Raw genomic sequence first — 13,821 nt, 5'->3', positions numbered from 1 at the left:
AAAAAAGGCAGGGCCCGCAGGCCCCGCATCGTTGGCATCACGTGCGGCCCCGGCACCGGGTCCGGGGCCGTCAGCAGAAGCCTATTTACTGTACTCGTTCACCTTGGCCACAATCATGTCGTAGTAGCGCTTGCCCGCCCACTTGCCGAACTTGGGGTCGTTCGGGATGGTGCCGGCCTGCTGGGCGAACTTCTCGTGCACGGGCAGGACCGCGTCGTGGAAGGCCTGGCGCTCTTCGGGCGTCAGTTCGGCGATGGTCGCCCCGAACTTGTCCTTGGCCAGCTGTTCGAGCTCCGCGCGCATCTTCGTGTTCTCGGAGCGGTTGATGTCCTCGGCGATCTTGGCCGCGTCGATGAAGATCTTCTGCTGCTCCGGAGTCAGGCTTTCCCAGACCGGCAGGCTGACCATCTTGTACAGGCAGGTCAGGGAGTGGGAGGAGCGCGTGAGGTGCTTGGCCACCTCCGTGAACTTCATCATGACCGAGGTCGGGATGGGGTTCTCCTGCATGTCCACGGCGCCCTGCTGCAGGGCGGTGTACAGTTCGGGGAACGGGATGCCCACGGGGTTGGCGCCCAGGGCCCGGAAGCTGTCCAGAAAGACGGGCGAGTCCATGACGCGCACGCGCACGCCCTTCATCTGCTCAAGCGAGGTGATGGTCCGGTCGCGCACGCCGAAGTCGCGCATCTCGTTCTCGGCGTAGCCGATGGGCATGAGCCCCATCTGCGGCATGAGGGCGTCCATGACGGTCTTGAACTCCTCGTCGGCCAGGACCTTGTAGGCCACCTCCTTGCTCGGAAAGAGAAAGAAGAGGTCCAGCAGACCCACCTGCGGGATGAGGTTGGACATGACCGCCGTGGTGCAGTCCATCATGTCCAGGGTGCCGAACTGGACCTGCTCCAGCATGGAGCGCTCGTTGCCGAGCTGGCCCAGGGGAAAGACCTCGATCTTGATCTCGCCCCCCGTCTCCTTCTCGACATGCTCGGCAAAAGCCAGGGCAGCCCGGTGCATGGGGAAGGGCTTGTTGTCGATCTGGGTCGGGGCGATGTGGCCGAACTTCAGGACGCGCGCGGCCTGGGCCGAGACGGCGCAGAACAGGGCCAGAACCAGGAACAGGATCGCAACTCCTTTCGCTTTCATTGGGGACTCCTGCGGAACCGTGCTGAACGATCTCGCCGTAAACAGCACAACTCTCTGTTTTTATTGATTATCTTGAAAAAAAGACCGTATGCGAAGTATAAACAATTATCGATCGTCGCGTCCCTTGGCAACCCTTTTCTGACCATCGGTCACTCCGACAGAAGGGCGGAAAACGCGGCGCATTGACTTCAACACAACCGGCACCTAGTGGTTCTGACTTTCAAGCATACCCGCCCCGGCTCAGCGTTTCCGGGGCCTTGACCATACGGAGCGACCATGCTGCCACCAGATCTTTGCGCCAGGCTGGCGCGCATCCTGCCCCCCGACCGCGTCCACCTCGATGCCGTGCGTGCACGCGTGTTCGCCCTGGACGCGAGCATCTACCAGCCCCGGGCCAGGGCCGTCGTGGACATAGAGAGCGAAGCCGAAGTCCTGGCCCTGCTTGAGCTGATGCGCATGCACGGCGCAGGCGTGACCTTCCGCGGCGCGGGCACGAGCCTCAACGGACAGGCCACGGGCGAGGACGTCGTGGTGCGCATCCGCGGGCCGCGGTGGCGTCACCATGAGGTGCTGGAGGATGGGCGCTGCATCCGCTTGGGCTGCGGGCTGACCGGCGGCGAAGCCGACGCGCTGCTGGCGTCCTTGGGACGGCGCATCGGCCCGGACCCGGCCTCGGCCGCGGCCGCGACCATCGGCGGCATCGTCGCCAACAACGCGGCCGGCATGTGCTGCACCGTGGACCAGAACACCTTCGCCACCATGCGCTCCCTGCGCGTCATCCTGGCCGACGGCACGCTTCTCGACACCGGCGATGCGGACAGCGTGGCGGCCTTCCGCGCCAGCCACGCCCCAGTCCTGGAGCGCCTCACGGCCCTGCGCGAACGCATCATGGCCGACCCGCAGCTCGCGGCGCGCATCCGGCGCAAGTACACCATCAAGAATACCACGGGCTACGCCGTGAACGCCCTGACCGAGTTCGAGGACCCCGTCGACATCCTGGCCCATCTGATGATCGGCTCCGAGGGGACCCTAGGCTTCGTCAGCGCCGTGACCCTGGAGACGGTGCCTGTCTTCCCCCTGCGGGCCACGGCCCTGATGGTCTTCCCGGACCTCGACGCCGCGGCCCGGGCGGTCATGGCCCTGCGCGGCGCCTGCCCGGTGCAGGCAGCCGAACTCCTGGACCGCACTTCCATCCGCGCAGTGGAAAACCTGCCAGCCGCCCCGCCCCTGCTGCGCGAACTTTCGGACTCGGCCTGCGCCGTGCTCATGGAGACCCGCGCAGCAGACCCGGAAACCCTGCGGCGCAACACCGGGGAGATCCTCGCCGCCCTAGAGGGCATCGAACAGGTCGCCACGGCGCGCTTCACCACGGACGCAGCCGAATGCGAAAGGCTGTGGGCCGTGCGGCGCGGCCTCTTTTCAGCCGTGAGCAGCTTTCGGGCCGCCGACGAGTTCGTCATCACCGAGGACATCAACATCCCGGTGGAGCGCCTGGCCGAAGGATGCGCGGCCTTCAGGCGCCTCTTCGCCCGCCACGGCTACGAAGCCGGGGTCATGGGGCACGCCTTCCACGGCAATTTCCACTTCACCCTGCCCACGCGCATCAGCGACCCCCGCGAACTGGACCGCCTGCACGGCTTTCTGGACGACCTGGCCGAGGTCATCACCCGCGACTTCGACGGCTCCCTCAAGGCCGAACACGGCACGGGCCGTGCCATCGCGCCCTACGTGCGCCTGGAATGGGGGGACGCGGTCTACGAGGTCATGCGCGAGATCAAGGCCCTGCTGGACCCGCACGGCGTCCTCAACCCCGGCGTCATGTTCGACGAGGACCCGCACGCCCACCTGCGGGGACTGAAGCTCCCCCTGACCAGCCACCCGCGCATCGACATGTGCGTGGACTGCGGTTTCTGCGAGCCCGTCTGCCCCTCGCGCCACATGGCCTTCACCCCGCGTCAGCGCGTCGCGGCCTGGCGGGAGATCACCCGGTTGGAACAGGACGGCCGAAGCGACGAGGCCCGACATTGGCGCGCCGCCTTCGCGGAACTGGGCGAATCGACCTGCGCCACGGACGGCCTGTGCACAACCCGCTGCCCCCTGGCCATCGACGTGGCGTCCTTCATCCGCGACCTGCGCCACGACGCCCTTTCTCCGGCGGCCCGCACCGTCGCCAACGCCGCGGCCGGCCATTTCGCAGGCGCAACGGCCCTGGCCCGGACCGCCCTCGGCGCGGCCGACCTGGCGCACCTGGCCCTGGGGCCCGAAAAACTCGAAGCAGTGAGCCGCATCATGACCAGGCTGAGCGGACAGCGCCTGCCTGGCTGGATGCCCGGCCTGCCCCGGCCGGCGGCTCGGATCGTGCGGAAAACCGCCGCCGCGCACAGGGAGACCGTCGTCTACCTGCCGTCCTGCGCCACGCGCACCATGGGCGACACGCGCCGCGACCCTGCCGAGAGTCTGGTCGACATCACGGTTCGCCTGCTGGAACGGGCAGGCTTCGCCGTGCGCATCCCCGACGGCGTCGAGGGCCTGTGCTGCGGCAAGGCCTTCGAAACCAAGGGTCTGTATGCCCAGGCCGAGACGAAACTGCGCGAACTGGAGCGGACCCTGCGCGCCGCGTCGGACAACGGCCGACACCCCGTCCTGTGCGACACGAGCCCGTGCCTGGCGCGGATGAAAAAGGAGATCCGGGGCCTGTCGCTGTTCGAGCCCGTCGAGTTCGCCCGCGTCTTCCTGCTCCCCCGGCTGCGCTTTCAGCCGGTGGATCGACGCATCGCCCTGCACCCGACCTGCTCCACCCGCCTCATGGGCCTGGCCGACGCCTTCCACGATCTGGCCCGCGGCCTGGCGGCGGAAGTCGTCCTGCCGCGGGGGATTCTGTGCTGTGGCTTCGCCGGCGACAAGGGCTTCCACCGCCCGGAACTGAACGCCTCGGCCCTGGCCGGTCTGGCCGAGCAGGTCCGGGACTGCGCCGAAGGCTACTCGACCTCGCGCACCTGCGAAATCGGCCTGGCCGTCCATGGGGGCATCCCCTACCGCAATATTCTCTATCTGCTGGAGGAATGTTCCAGATAATCGGACTGGGTCAGAAGAAAGACATGGCTCTCCGCCTGCATATGCTGGACTCACGTTCGCAGGAATGACTCGGTGCTGTGCCGGAAGACCTCAAAGGCATGGATCCCCGCCTTCGCGGGGATGACCCGTGGTGGAGCCTGAGGACATCAAGGACAAGCTGCAGCATGACGCACTGGCAACACGTCATCCCCGCGAAGGCGGGGATCCATAGGCCGGGCGACTCCGCTCGCGTCCGGCAACGGACGGAATCCGCATCGTTCTGAGCATCCGGCTCCGCCTTTATGCACCGGACGCCACGGACTCCGTTCTACGCCAAAACAACGCAGGCCCCAGGTTGCGGGCTTTGCCCCACAAATTCTGGGTGAAATCCCCCACATCCACCCCATCCTTCCCCAACCTCTTCACCCAACACACTGAAAACAAACCATAAAAGCATCCGACGTTTCTGGCACGCATCCTGCCTATATTACGGCAAACGAAATCACCCAGGAGGACGTATGGGACCAACCCCAGAGGTTTTGGAAAAATTCAGGAAAAAAGCGGAACTCGTCTCGGCCATCGTTTCGGAAGTTGATTCCATGGCCCAGGCCATTGCCTATACTGTCGACCTGTGCACCCAGAAAGAGGCCTGCCAGCTGCTCATGAGCGGATGCGAGGAGTCCCTTTCGGACAGGGGCCATGACCTGTGCGAGCTCAAGCAGTGGGGCAAGGTCATCGCCGCCCCGGCCCTGAACGACGCAGACATGGCCGAACTGGTCAAGCAGGCCGCCAGCCGCGGCATCTCGGTCATCAAGGAAGGGATGCGCAAGAACCTGGCCGGAATCGATATCGGCTTCACCGTGGCCGACTACGGCATCGGCGAGACCGGCAGCCTGGTCATCGACTCCTCCAGCGAGGAACTGCGCCTGGCGACGATGATCAGCGAAATCCACGTCGCGGTCATCCCCAAGTCCCGCATCCGGGCCACGGCCGAGGACTTGTACGACGAGATCAAAGGCTTCCAGAGCCGCAAGCCCAACTATCTGGCCTTCGTCACCGGCGCGAGCCGCACGGCCGACATCGAACGCGTTCTGGCCCTGGGCGTGCACGGGCCCCTGGAACTGCACATCCTGATTCTGGAGGACAAATAATGCAGACGGCCAAAACTCTTTCCGATTACAACAAGGAGCTGCGCGAGGCTCTGGACAACACCTTCCTGCGCGGCGCCATGGAAAAGTTCGCCACGGCCTACCCCGTCGGCCGGGCCAACGCCTTCCGTGAATACGACGTGACCGCCCTCATCGACGAGGTCGCCAAGGTCAAGGACGCCGGCATCTCCCGCCTGAACGATCTCTACGCCGAATTCAAGGCCAAGGCCGAAGCCAACGGCGTGAAGGTGCACTGGGCCAAGGACGGCGACGAGGCCAACGAGATCGTGGCCCGCATCGCCAAGGAAAACAGCTGCAAGATGATCGTCAAGTCCAAGTCCATGACGGCCGAGGAGACCCTCCTCAACCACCGTCTGGAAAAGGACGGGCTCGAAGTCGTCGAGACCGACCTCGGCGAGTGGATCATCCAGCTGCGCAGCGAAGGCCCGAGCCACATGGTCATGCCGGCCATCCACCTGTCCCGCTACCAGGTCGCCGAACTCTTCTCCCAGGTCACCAGGCAGGACCAGTCCTCGGACATCCAGCGCCTGGTCAAGGTCGCCCGTCGTGAACTGCGCGCCAAGTACGCCCAGGCCGACATGGGCGTCAGCGGCGCCAACTTCGCCATCGCCGAGACCGGCACCATCGGCCTCATGACCAACGAGGGCAACGCCCGCCTGGTCACCACCCTGCCCCGCGTACACGTCGCCATCGCCGGCATCGACAAGCTCTGCGGCACCCTGAGCGACGCCCTGAAGATCCTGCGCGTGGTGCCCAAGAACGCCACGGGCCAGGCCATCACCTCCTACGTGACCTGGATCAGCGGCGCCAACGAGTGCCAGGCCGCGCCCGGCAACAAGAAGGAGATGCACATCATCTTCCTCGACAACGGCAGAAGCGAGATGGCCAAGGACCCGCTCTTCGCCCAGGTCCTGCGCTGCGTGCGCTGCGGCGCCTGCGCCAACGTCTGCCCGGTCTACCGCATGGTCGGCGGCCACCAGATGGGCCACATCTACATCGGCGCCATCGGCCTCATCCTGACCTACTTCTTCCACGGCAAGGACAAGGCCCGCAACCTGGTGCAGAACTGCATCAACTGCGAAGCCTGCAAGCACATCTGCGCCGCGGGCATCGACCTGCCCAGGCTGATCAAGGAAATACACTCCCGCATCCTGGACGAGGAAGGGCACCCGCTGCCGTCCCTGCTGCTCGGCAAGCTGATGAAGAACCGCAAGCTCTTCCACACCTTCCTGCGCACGGCCAAGATGGCCCAGCGCCCGCTGACGGGCGGCACGCAGTACATCCGGCACCTGCCCCACATCTTCTCCAAGGATCACGGGTTCAAGGCCCTGCCGGCCATTGCGGCCAAGCCCTTCCGCGACCGCTTCGAGGCCATCAAGCCGCGGGTGTCCGCGCCCAAGTACCGCATCGCCCTGTTCTCGGGCTGCGTACAGGACTTCGTCTACCCCGAGCAGCTTGAAGCGGCCGTGAAGGTCCTGGGCGCCCACGGCGTCGAGATCGACTTCCCCATGGACCAGTCCTGCTGCGGCCTGCCCCTGCAGATGATGGGCGAGAAGAAGGCCAGCATCGACGTGGCGAAGCAGAATATCGAGGCCATGGCCGGCAACTATGACTACATCATCACGCTGTGCGCCTCCTGCGCCTCGCACCTCAAGCACAACTACCCGTTCCTGCTGGGCGAGAACGACGCGGCGGCCAAGGCCTTCGCCGACAAGGTCATCCCCTTCTCGGCCTTCATGACCGACGTGCTCGGCGTGACCGACGAGAAGTTCACGCAGACCCACCAGCGCGCCACCATGCACGCCCCCTGCCACCTCTGCCGCGGCATGGGCGTGGTCGAGCAGCCCCGCAAGCTCTTGGCCCTGGGCGGCTACGAGTACGCCCAGGCCGAACAGGAGCAGGTCTGCTGCGGCTTCGGCGGCACCTACTCCGCCAAGTTCCCGGGCGTGTCCGAGCAGATCCTCAAGAACAAGCTGGCCGACGCGGCCCGCACCGCGGCCGAGGTCCTGGTGACCGAATGCCCGGGCTGCATCATGCAGCTCAGGGGCGGCGCGGAAGTGAACAAGTCCGGCTTCGCCGTGCGGCACATCGCCGAAGTCCTGGCGGACCACCTCAAATAAAAAAACGGGCTGGCGAAAGCCGGCCCGCATTTTTCTCTCCTTGCGCGCCGGGAGCCTCAATTGCGAGGGGCTCCCGGCTTTTTCATTCGGATGGATGCCCAGACCCTTCAGGGCGCGCAGGACAGACAGGACCGCGCCCCAGCGCCTCTCCCGCCGGTCGTTCTCAGTCGGCCGAAAACCGGGGCTGCCCGTACCAGGCACGGGCGCTCTGGCCCGAATTGTCGGTGTCGGTCATGATGGCCACGGCGTCGATCTCCGCGATGTCCTCTCCAAAAGCCCGCATCCAGTCCTCCCGGATGTTGCGCTTTTCCGTGACGAGCCGTCCCAGACTGTCCGTCCCGCTGCGCACTGCGACCATGTAGGCGTTGGAGGTGAAGGCGCTGGGCCACATGACGTCCTGCGCTTCGGTGCTGGACCAGACGTAGGACAGGGCTTTCGTCTTCCAGAAGGCGATGCCGCCCTTGGCCACGACGTATATGCGGGCCGGGTAGTCGTCACCGGATTTCTCCCGCTCGTTCACGCCTGCCAGCACGTTTTCCACCTTCCAGGACCAGTTCAGCCACGGAGTCAGGCGCAGGTCGACGCGCCCCTCGTGGAACAGCCCCGAAGCCGTGCCCCAGCTCTCGGCCATGAGCAGCCCCTCGGCCGGCAGCGGGGTGTAGACCGTGCGCCCCGCAAAGACCTTTTCCTTCCAGCCGGGATGATCCGGAGCGGTCAGGTCGGGCAGGCTCCCGGCCCACAGCGCCGTCACGCAGCACAGCAGCAGGCAGGCCGTCAGCCGGGCTGGAACCTTTCCTGCAACCTGTCCTGCGCGCGGGAAAAAAATGCCGCGTCGACCACGATTTCCCTCAGCCGCGGAGGCGCCCATGAGTATCTCCTCGTCCATCTATATCGGCACGACCGGCATGATCGCCCATCAGGAAAAGATGTCCGTCATCTCCGACAACATCGCCAACATGAACACCGTGGGGTTCAAGTCTTCACGGATGCTCTTCAGCACCCTTATCAGCGAGCAGCTTCCGGCGTCCACCGTGGGCAACCAGGTCGGCCAGGGCGTGGCCATCAGCTCCATCCATCGCGACATGACCGTCGGGGCCCTGGAGCCGACCAACACGGCCACTGACCTGTCCATCGCCGGCCAGGGCTTCTTCATCGTCTCGCCGGACACCTCGGACGCCACCTACTACACTCGGGCCGGAAGTTTCCGCTTCGACAAGGACGGATACCTGCGCGACCCGCAGGGCAACGTCCTGCAGGGCTACAGGCTGCCCGTCGGCGACCCGGACGACGCCGAACTGAACCTCCCGCAAGCCGCATCCGCCAACCTCCAGGATATCGTCCTGTCCACCAACGAGGGAGGCATGGCCGTGTCCGAGCCCGAGGCGACCACCGAAATCCAGATGATCATCAATCTGAACTCGGGATCCCCGGAACGCAGCACCGATGCCGCAAACCCCTTCACGTCGCTCTTCGACAAGTGGGACCCGACAGCGGAGGATCCCCTGGGCTCCAGTTCCTACGCCTACGGATCACAGCTCAAGATCTACGACGCAGCGGGCCAGGCCCACGAACTGAGCGTCTACTTCGACCCGGTCAACGACCTCTCGGGCGACACCAACGGCACGCGGGTCTGGGAGTACGTGGTGGCCATCCCGCCGGGCGAGGACGCCTCGGCCCTGTCCGCCAAGAAGGGCATCGTCATGACCGGCACCATGACCTTCACCCCCGCGGGCGAACTCCTCGGAATGAGCGCCTTCTCGGGGACATCCGACGACAAGAGCGACTGGACGCCCGTGTCCTTCGATAAAAACGGGTTTCCCGTCTTCACGGCCACGGTGAACGGAGCGGCGCCGATCAGCAGTTCCCTCAATTTCGGGCTGCGCTCGTCGGGAGGGTGGAGCATGCCCGCCGGCGTGGCCACTCTGGACGACCTCGGCACGGACATCGCCGATTTGCCGAACATGATCGACCCCGACCGCCAGGTCCTGGGCATGACCAACTTCAGCGCCGGGTCGAGCACCCTGTCACAATCCCAGAACGGGTACTCGCGCGGCATCCTGCAAAGCGTGTCCGTGGACGCCGGGGGGACGATGCTCGGCAACTTCTCCAACGGGCAGATCCAGGCCCTCTACAAGATCCCCCTGGCCGACTTCATCAATCCGCAGGGCCTCTACCGCGAAGGCGGCAACCTCTTCTCGGCCACCAAAGACTCCGGCGGGGTGATCCTGGGCTGGGCCACGGAAGGGCGCCTGGGAGAGGTCGTCTCCAGTTCCCTGGAGAACTCCAACGTCGACCTGGCCACGGAATTCGTGCACATGATCATGACACAGAAGGGATTCGACGCGAACAGCAAGGTCATCACCACCAGCGACCAGGTCGTGCAGACGGCCCTGCAGATGAAGAAGTAGTCACACGAAGGCTTCGCCCCGGGCCACCAGGTCCACGGGGCCGTGAATCCAGGCCCGGCGGACGGGGCCGGATTCTTCGAGGCGGACCCCGATGGAGTTGCCGCTGGGCTGCAACACCGCGAGGTCCGTAGGAAAATTTTTCCCTCTCCCCAGCCACAGGGCCAGGGCCAGGCTGCCGGAGCCGCACCCGGTCTCGAAATGGGTCGAGGCGGTGGAACGGACCCAGACCACGGGCTTGATGGCGCAGGACGGGTCCGTCCGGTACCAGATGCAGCCCACGGCCTCGGCCTCCACGCCGAAACGGGTCCGCAGGCTCTCGGCGGCCCCTGCGACATCGCCGGGAAAGGGGTGCCGTTCCTCGTCGAGGCAGATGTGGGCGATGCCGGGCAGACGCACCAGCCCGAGGCCCTGGCCGAGTTCGCGCACACCCATGCCGGCCTCATTGGGCAGCGGCATCTGCGCCCAGCACTCTCCGCCTTCCACGCGCAGCCCCACCGGCGCATCGACCCCGGACACCGAAAGCTCGCCGCGCACGCCGCCCTCGTGGGGCGAAAGCCCCGAACCCTCACGCGCCATCACTGCGGCCGCGGCCCGGCACGCGTTGCCGCAGAACTCCCCGCCCATCATGTCCAAACGCACGGGCCGGGCCGACAGGTCCAGAAAGCCGACCTGCTCTGCCTGGAGGTGCCCCGCTCCCATGAGCACCCGCGACACGGCCGCCCTTTCGCCCGCAGGCACGGGGTCGAGGATCAGGATGGTGGGGTTGCCCCCCGGAACGGCCTTGTAGAATCGCAGTGTGCGCACCTCTGCCTCCTTGCGCGGTCGAAAAGCCTGACTTAGTCCATGAACACCCGTCGGGCAAGGCGCTCTTGACCCCCACCGCCCCGCGCGCGTAGGAGGTTCTTTTTTCACGTTCCAGCCCCACACCCCATGACAACATACCTGAACGCCATCATCCTGGGCATCGTCGAAGGCCTGACCGAGTTTCTGCCCGTGTCCTCCACCGGCCACCTGATCATCGCCGGGCACCTCCTGGGGTTCACGGGCCCCAAGGCGGAAACCTTCGAAATCGTCATCCAGCTCGGCGCCATCCTGGCCGTGGTGGCCATGTACCTGCCGACCTTCTGGGGGCTCGTGCGGCCCACGGGACGGGCCTTCGGCGGCGTGCGCGGGCTGTGGCTGCTTTTCCTCACGTCCCTGCCCGCGTCTCTGCTGGGCCTCTTCGCCCACTCGGCCATCAAGGAGCACCTCTTCTCGCCCGTGACCGTGGCCTTCGCCCTGATCATCGGCGCCCTGGCCATCCTCCTGGTCGAACGTCTCAAGATCAAAAAGAGCGTCGGCGACCTGGACGCCATGACCCCGGCCCTGGCCCTTGGCGTGGGCTGCTTCCAGTGCCTGGCCCTGTGGCCCGGCTTCTCGCGCTCGGCCGCGACCATCATGGGCGGCATGATCCTGGGCGTGGACCGGCGGGTGGCGGCGGAATACTCCTTCATCGCCGCCGTGCCCATCATGTTCGCGGCCACGGGCTACGACCTGCCCAAGAGCTGGCGAATCTTCGGCACCGACGATTTCCTGGTCCTGGCCGTGGGTTTCGCCGTATCGTTCGTCTCGGCCTGGGCCGCGGTCAAGGTCTTCATCGCACTGCTCTCCCGCCTGACCCTGCGGCCCTTCGCCTGGTACCGCCTGGCCCTGGCCCCGGTCGTGCTCTGGATCTTCTGGTGAGGCCATGACCGTCGAACACGAAGCCAAATTTCCCCTGACCGACTGCACGGGCCTCGAAGAACGGCTCCGCGCCCTCGGCAGCCTGCGCACGTCCTGGCACTTCGAGTCCAACACGGTCTACGATCGCGGGGGAGAGCTTGCGTCCACGGGCCGCCTCCTGCGCCTTCGCCGCGCGCTGGTCGCGACGCTGACCTTCAAGGAGCCCGTGCCCGGCCCCGGCGCACCCGGCGTCAAAAGCCGCCTGGAGCGGGAGTGCCGGGTTGACGATCCCGGATGCATGGACCTCATCCTGCGCGGCCTGGGCTACACCGCGAGCTTCACGTACGAAAAATTCCGCGCCGTGTGGGATGTGGACGGCGCCGCCGTGTGCCTGGACATCCTGCCCTTCGGCCACTTCGCGGAGATCGAAGGCTCGCCCGAGGCCATCCCGCGCCTGGCCGGCCGACTGGGCCTGGACATGGCGGCGGCCCTGGCCGTCAGCTACCACAGGCTGCACCGCGACTGGCGAAGCGCGCAGGGGCTCCCCCCCGCCGGGAGCTTCGTCTTTGAACCCGCCGAACGAGAACGTCTGAACACACTGCTGGGCTGCGAGGCCCGGACCGGAGGAGATACATGCTAAGCGACATCCAGCTCGAAAAATACGCCAAAGTCCTGTTCTGGGGCATGCAGAAGGCCCGCGTCACCCCCTTCGCCCCCGGCGACATCGTCCTCATCCGCACGGACCTGCAGGCACTGGCACTGGCCGAGAAGATGCAGGCCCTGGTCCTGGAGAAGGGCCTCAATCCCGTGGTGCGCATGAACCTGCCGAGCACCCTGGAAAAGGGGTTCTTCACCGGTGCCGGACAGGACCAGCTGTCCTTCGTCGTGCCCGGCGACCGCGAACTTTTTGAAGGCCTGGGCGGCCTCGTCTCGCTCCTGGCCCCGGACTCCATCACGCATCTGAAGGACACCCCGCCGGCCAAGATCGCCAGCTTCTCCCTGGCCCGCAAATACCTGCGCGACATCCTGGATCGCCGGGAGGCCATGCGCGAATTCGGCTGGACCCTGTGCCTCATGCCCACCCCGGCCCTGGCCGAGAACTCCGGGCTGTCCCTCGCCGACTACGCCGCCCAGATCGTCCGCGCCGCCTACCTCGACGACGCCGACCCCGTGGCGGCCTGGGAGGGCATCTTCCTCCAGGCCGAAAGCGTCAAGGCTTGGCTCAACGGCATGGACGTCGAGTACTATCACGTGCAGTCCGCCTCCACGGACCTCAAGGTCTTCCCCGGCCGCGACCGGCGCTGGATCGGCGTTTCGGGCCACAACATCCCGAGCTTCGAGCTCTTCATGTCCCCGGATCACCGCCTGACCGAGGGCGTCTACCACGCCGACCAGCCCTCCTACCGCAGCGGCAACCTCGTCAGCGGCGTGACCCTTGAGTTTACCGGGGGCAAGGCCCGCGTGGCCGGGGCCGACCAGGGCGAGGCGTTCGTGCGCTCCCAGCTGGAGATGGACCCCGGTGCCTGCCAGCTGGGCGAATTCTCCCTCACGGACAAACGCTTCTCGCGCATCGACGCATTCATGGCCCACACCCTCTTCGACGAGAACTTCGGCGGCGAGCACGGCAACTGCCATGTGGCCGTGGGCGCGTCCTACGCGGACACCTATGCGGGGGACCCGGCCGAACTGACCGAGGAGAGAAAAAAGGAGCTGGGCTTCAACGACTCGGCCCTGCACTGGGACCTCGTCAACACCGAGCCCAAAAAAGTGACCGCCTTCCTGCGCGACGGCACGAAGACGGTCATTTATGAAGACGGCATGTTCGCCATGCCGCAAGCAGGCTAGGAACCGCCGCAAAACTCGCGCATGGCCTCCAGGGTCTGGCCGCAGACGCGGTCCAGATCCCGGCGGAGCCGATCCACGTCATCCCAGGACCCGGCCTTGGCGGCCCGCTCGGTCTCGGCCGCTATCGCGCACAGCTGGGACGCGCCCACCGTGGCCGAAGCGCCCTTGAGGGAGTGGGCCGTGCGCTCCACGCCGAAGAGATCCCGCTCCGCGGAGCAAGCGTCCATCTTTTCGAGCTTCTTGGGAGCGTCGCTGACGAACAGCTGAAACAGGCTGGCCAGCAGTTCCCGGTCCCCGGACATGCGGTCCAGGGTCTCTTCCATGGACAGAAGCGGTGCATTCGTCACGTCTGCTCTCCTCATATGCGGCTGAATGAATTCGACATCA

The 13,821-nt window shown here is 66.1% G+C and carries 11 protein-coding genes; 7 read left to right on the top strand and 4 right to left on the bottom strand.

What is annotated here, in order from left to right; genetic code table 11:
- Window positions 1-81 precede the first annotated feature (81 nt).
- Window positions 82-1,137 carry a DctP family TRAP transporter solute-binding subunit gene (locus ACYQ3G_RS09740; RefSeq protein WP_459825380.1) on the bottom strand — a complete coding sequence of 352 codons (1,056 nt, stop codon included), beginning with the start codon at window positions 1,135-1,137 and terminating at the stop codon, window positions 82-84.
- 276 nt (window positions 1,138-1,413) lie between these two features.
- On the opposite strand from ACYQ3G_RS09740, the gene ACYQ3G_RS09735 reads away from it, so the two are divergent.
- The 3 genes from ACYQ3G_RS09735 (at window position 1,414) to ldhH (ending at window position 7,480) form a co-directional block, all read left to right on the top strand.
- A complete protein-coding gene (locus tag ACYQ3G_RS09735; protein ID WP_459825378.1) occupies window positions 1,414-4,212 on the top strand; it encodes an FAD-binding and (Fe-S)-binding domain-containing protein in 2,799 nt (932 codons plus the stop codon).
- A gap of 497 nt (window positions 4,213-4,709) precedes the next feature.
- Window positions 4,710-5,342 carry a LutC/YkgG family protein gene (locus tag ACYQ3G_RS09730; RefSeq protein ID WP_459825376.1) on the top strand — a complete coding sequence of 211 codons (633 nt, stop codon included), beginning with the start codon at window positions 4,710-4,712 and terminating at the stop codon, window positions 5,340-5,342.
- Complete coding sequence (gene ldhH, locus ACYQ3G_RS09725; protein WP_459825374.1) at window positions 5,342-7,480, top strand: L-lactate dehydrogenase (quinone) large subunit LdhH; 2,139 nt, start codon at window positions 5,342-5,344, stop codon at window positions 7,478-7,480. The genes ACYQ3G_RS09730 and ldhH overlap by 1 nt, the downstream gene beginning before the upstream one ends.
- Before the next feature lie 163 nt (window positions 7,481-7,643).
- Here ldhH and ACYQ3G_RS09720 read toward each other — a convergent pair whose 3' ends face one another.
- On the bottom strand, window positions 7,644-8,348 hold the full coding sequence (locus tag ACYQ3G_RS09720) for a DUF3047 domain-containing protein (protein ID WP_459825372.1): 705 nt from the start codon (window positions 8,346-8,348) through the stop codon (window positions 7,644-7,646).
- Here ACYQ3G_RS09720 and ACYQ3G_RS09715 point away from each other — a divergent pair.
- Window positions 8,347-9,888 carry a flagellar hook protein FlgE gene (locus ACYQ3G_RS09715; RefSeq protein ID WP_459825370.1) on the top strand — a complete coding sequence of 514 codons (1,542 nt, stop codon included), beginning with the start codon at window positions 8,347-8,349 and terminating at the stop codon, window positions 9,886-9,888. The genes ACYQ3G_RS09720 and ACYQ3G_RS09715 overlap by 2 nt on opposite strands.
- Here the strand turns inward: ACYQ3G_RS09715 and ACYQ3G_RS09710 are convergent, their stop codons facing one another.
- The gene (locus ACYQ3G_RS09710) at window positions 9,889-10,692 is read right to left on the bottom strand and encodes a histidine racemase CntK family protein (protein WP_459825368.1); all 804 of its coding nucleotides are present in this window, start codon (window positions 10,690-10,692) and stop codon (window positions 9,889-9,891) included.
- A 126-nt stretch (window positions 10,693-10,818) separates the two neighbouring features.
- On the opposite strand from ACYQ3G_RS09710, the gene ACYQ3G_RS09705 reads away from it, so the two are divergent.
- Genes ACYQ3G_RS09705 through ACYQ3G_RS09695 form a run of 3 tightly spaced genes read left to right on the top strand, consistent with a single transcriptional unit; the run spans window position 10,819 to window position 13,434 of the window.
- Complete coding sequence (locus ACYQ3G_RS09705; protein WP_459825366.1) at window positions 10,819-11,610, top strand: undecaprenyl-diphosphate phosphatase; 792 nt, start codon at window positions 10,819-10,821, stop codon at window positions 11,608-11,610.
- Between the two features lie 4 nt (window positions 11,611-11,614).
- Window positions 11,615-12,229 carry a class IV adenylate cyclase gene (locus ACYQ3G_RS09700; protein WP_459825364.1) on the top strand — a complete coding sequence of 205 codons (615 nt, stop codon included), beginning with the start codon at window positions 11,615-11,617 and terminating at the stop codon, window positions 12,227-12,229.
- Window positions 12,223-13,434 carry an aminopeptidase gene (locus tag ACYQ3G_RS09695; protein ID WP_459825362.1) on the top strand — a complete coding sequence of 404 codons (1,212 nt, stop codon included), beginning with the start codon at window positions 12,223-12,225 and terminating at the stop codon, window positions 13,432-13,434. The genes ACYQ3G_RS09700 and ACYQ3G_RS09695 overlap by 7 nt, the downstream gene beginning before the upstream one ends.
- On the opposite strand, the gene ACYQ3G_RS09690 is transcribed toward ACYQ3G_RS09695, so the two are convergent.
- The gene (locus ACYQ3G_RS09690) at window positions 13,431-13,781 is read right to left on the bottom strand and encodes an Hpt domain-containing protein (RefSeq protein ID WP_459825360.1); all 351 of its coding nucleotides are present in this window, start codon (window positions 13,779-13,781) and stop codon (window positions 13,431-13,433) included. The genes ACYQ3G_RS09695 and ACYQ3G_RS09690 overlap by 4 nt on opposite strands.
- Between the last annotated feature and the right edge of the window lie 40 nt (window positions 13,782-13,821).

It is taken from the genome of Desulfomicrobium salsuginis (assembly GCF_054657795.1).
This window is presented reverse-complemented; position numbering and strand designations above follow the sequence as displayed.

Excerpts from the sequence above, each read along its gene's own strand:
- ACYQ3G_RS09740 (WP_459825380.1), bottom strand. The coding sequence starts at position 1,137 with ATGAAAGCGAAAGGAGTTGCGATCCTGTTCCTGGTTCTGGCCCTGTTC.
- ACYQ3G_RS09735 (WP_459825378.1), top strand. The coding sequence starts at position 1,414 with ATGCTGCCACCAGATCTTTGCGCCAGGCTGGCGCGCATCCTGCCCCCC.
- ACYQ3G_RS09730 (WP_459825376.1), top strand. The coding sequence starts at position 4,710 with ATGGGACCAACCCCAGAGGTTTTGGAAAAATTCAGGAAAAAAGCGGAA.
- ldhH (WP_459825374.1), top strand. The coding sequence starts at position 5,342 with ATGCAGACGGCCAAAACTCTTTCCGATTACAACAAGGAGCTGCGCGAG.
- ACYQ3G_RS09715 (WP_459825370.1), top strand. The coding sequence starts at position 8,347 with ATGAGTATCTCCTCGTCCATCTATATCGGCACGACCGGCATGATCGCC.
- ACYQ3G_RS09720 (WP_459825372.1), bottom strand. The coding sequence starts at position 8,348 with ATGGGCGCCTCCGCGGCTGAGGGAAATCGTGGTCGACGCGGCATTTTT.
- ACYQ3G_RS09705 (WP_459825366.1), top strand. The coding sequence starts at position 10,819 with ATGACAACATACCTGAACGCCATCATCCTGGGCATCGTCGAAGGCCTG.
- ACYQ3G_RS09700 (WP_459825364.1), top strand. The coding sequence starts at position 11,615 with ATGACCGTCGAACACGAAGCCAAATTTCCCCTGACCGACTGCACGGGC.
- ACYQ3G_RS09695 (WP_459825362.1), top strand. The coding sequence starts at position 12,223 with ATGCTAAGCGACATCCAGCTCGAAAAATACGCCAAAGTCCTGTTCTGG.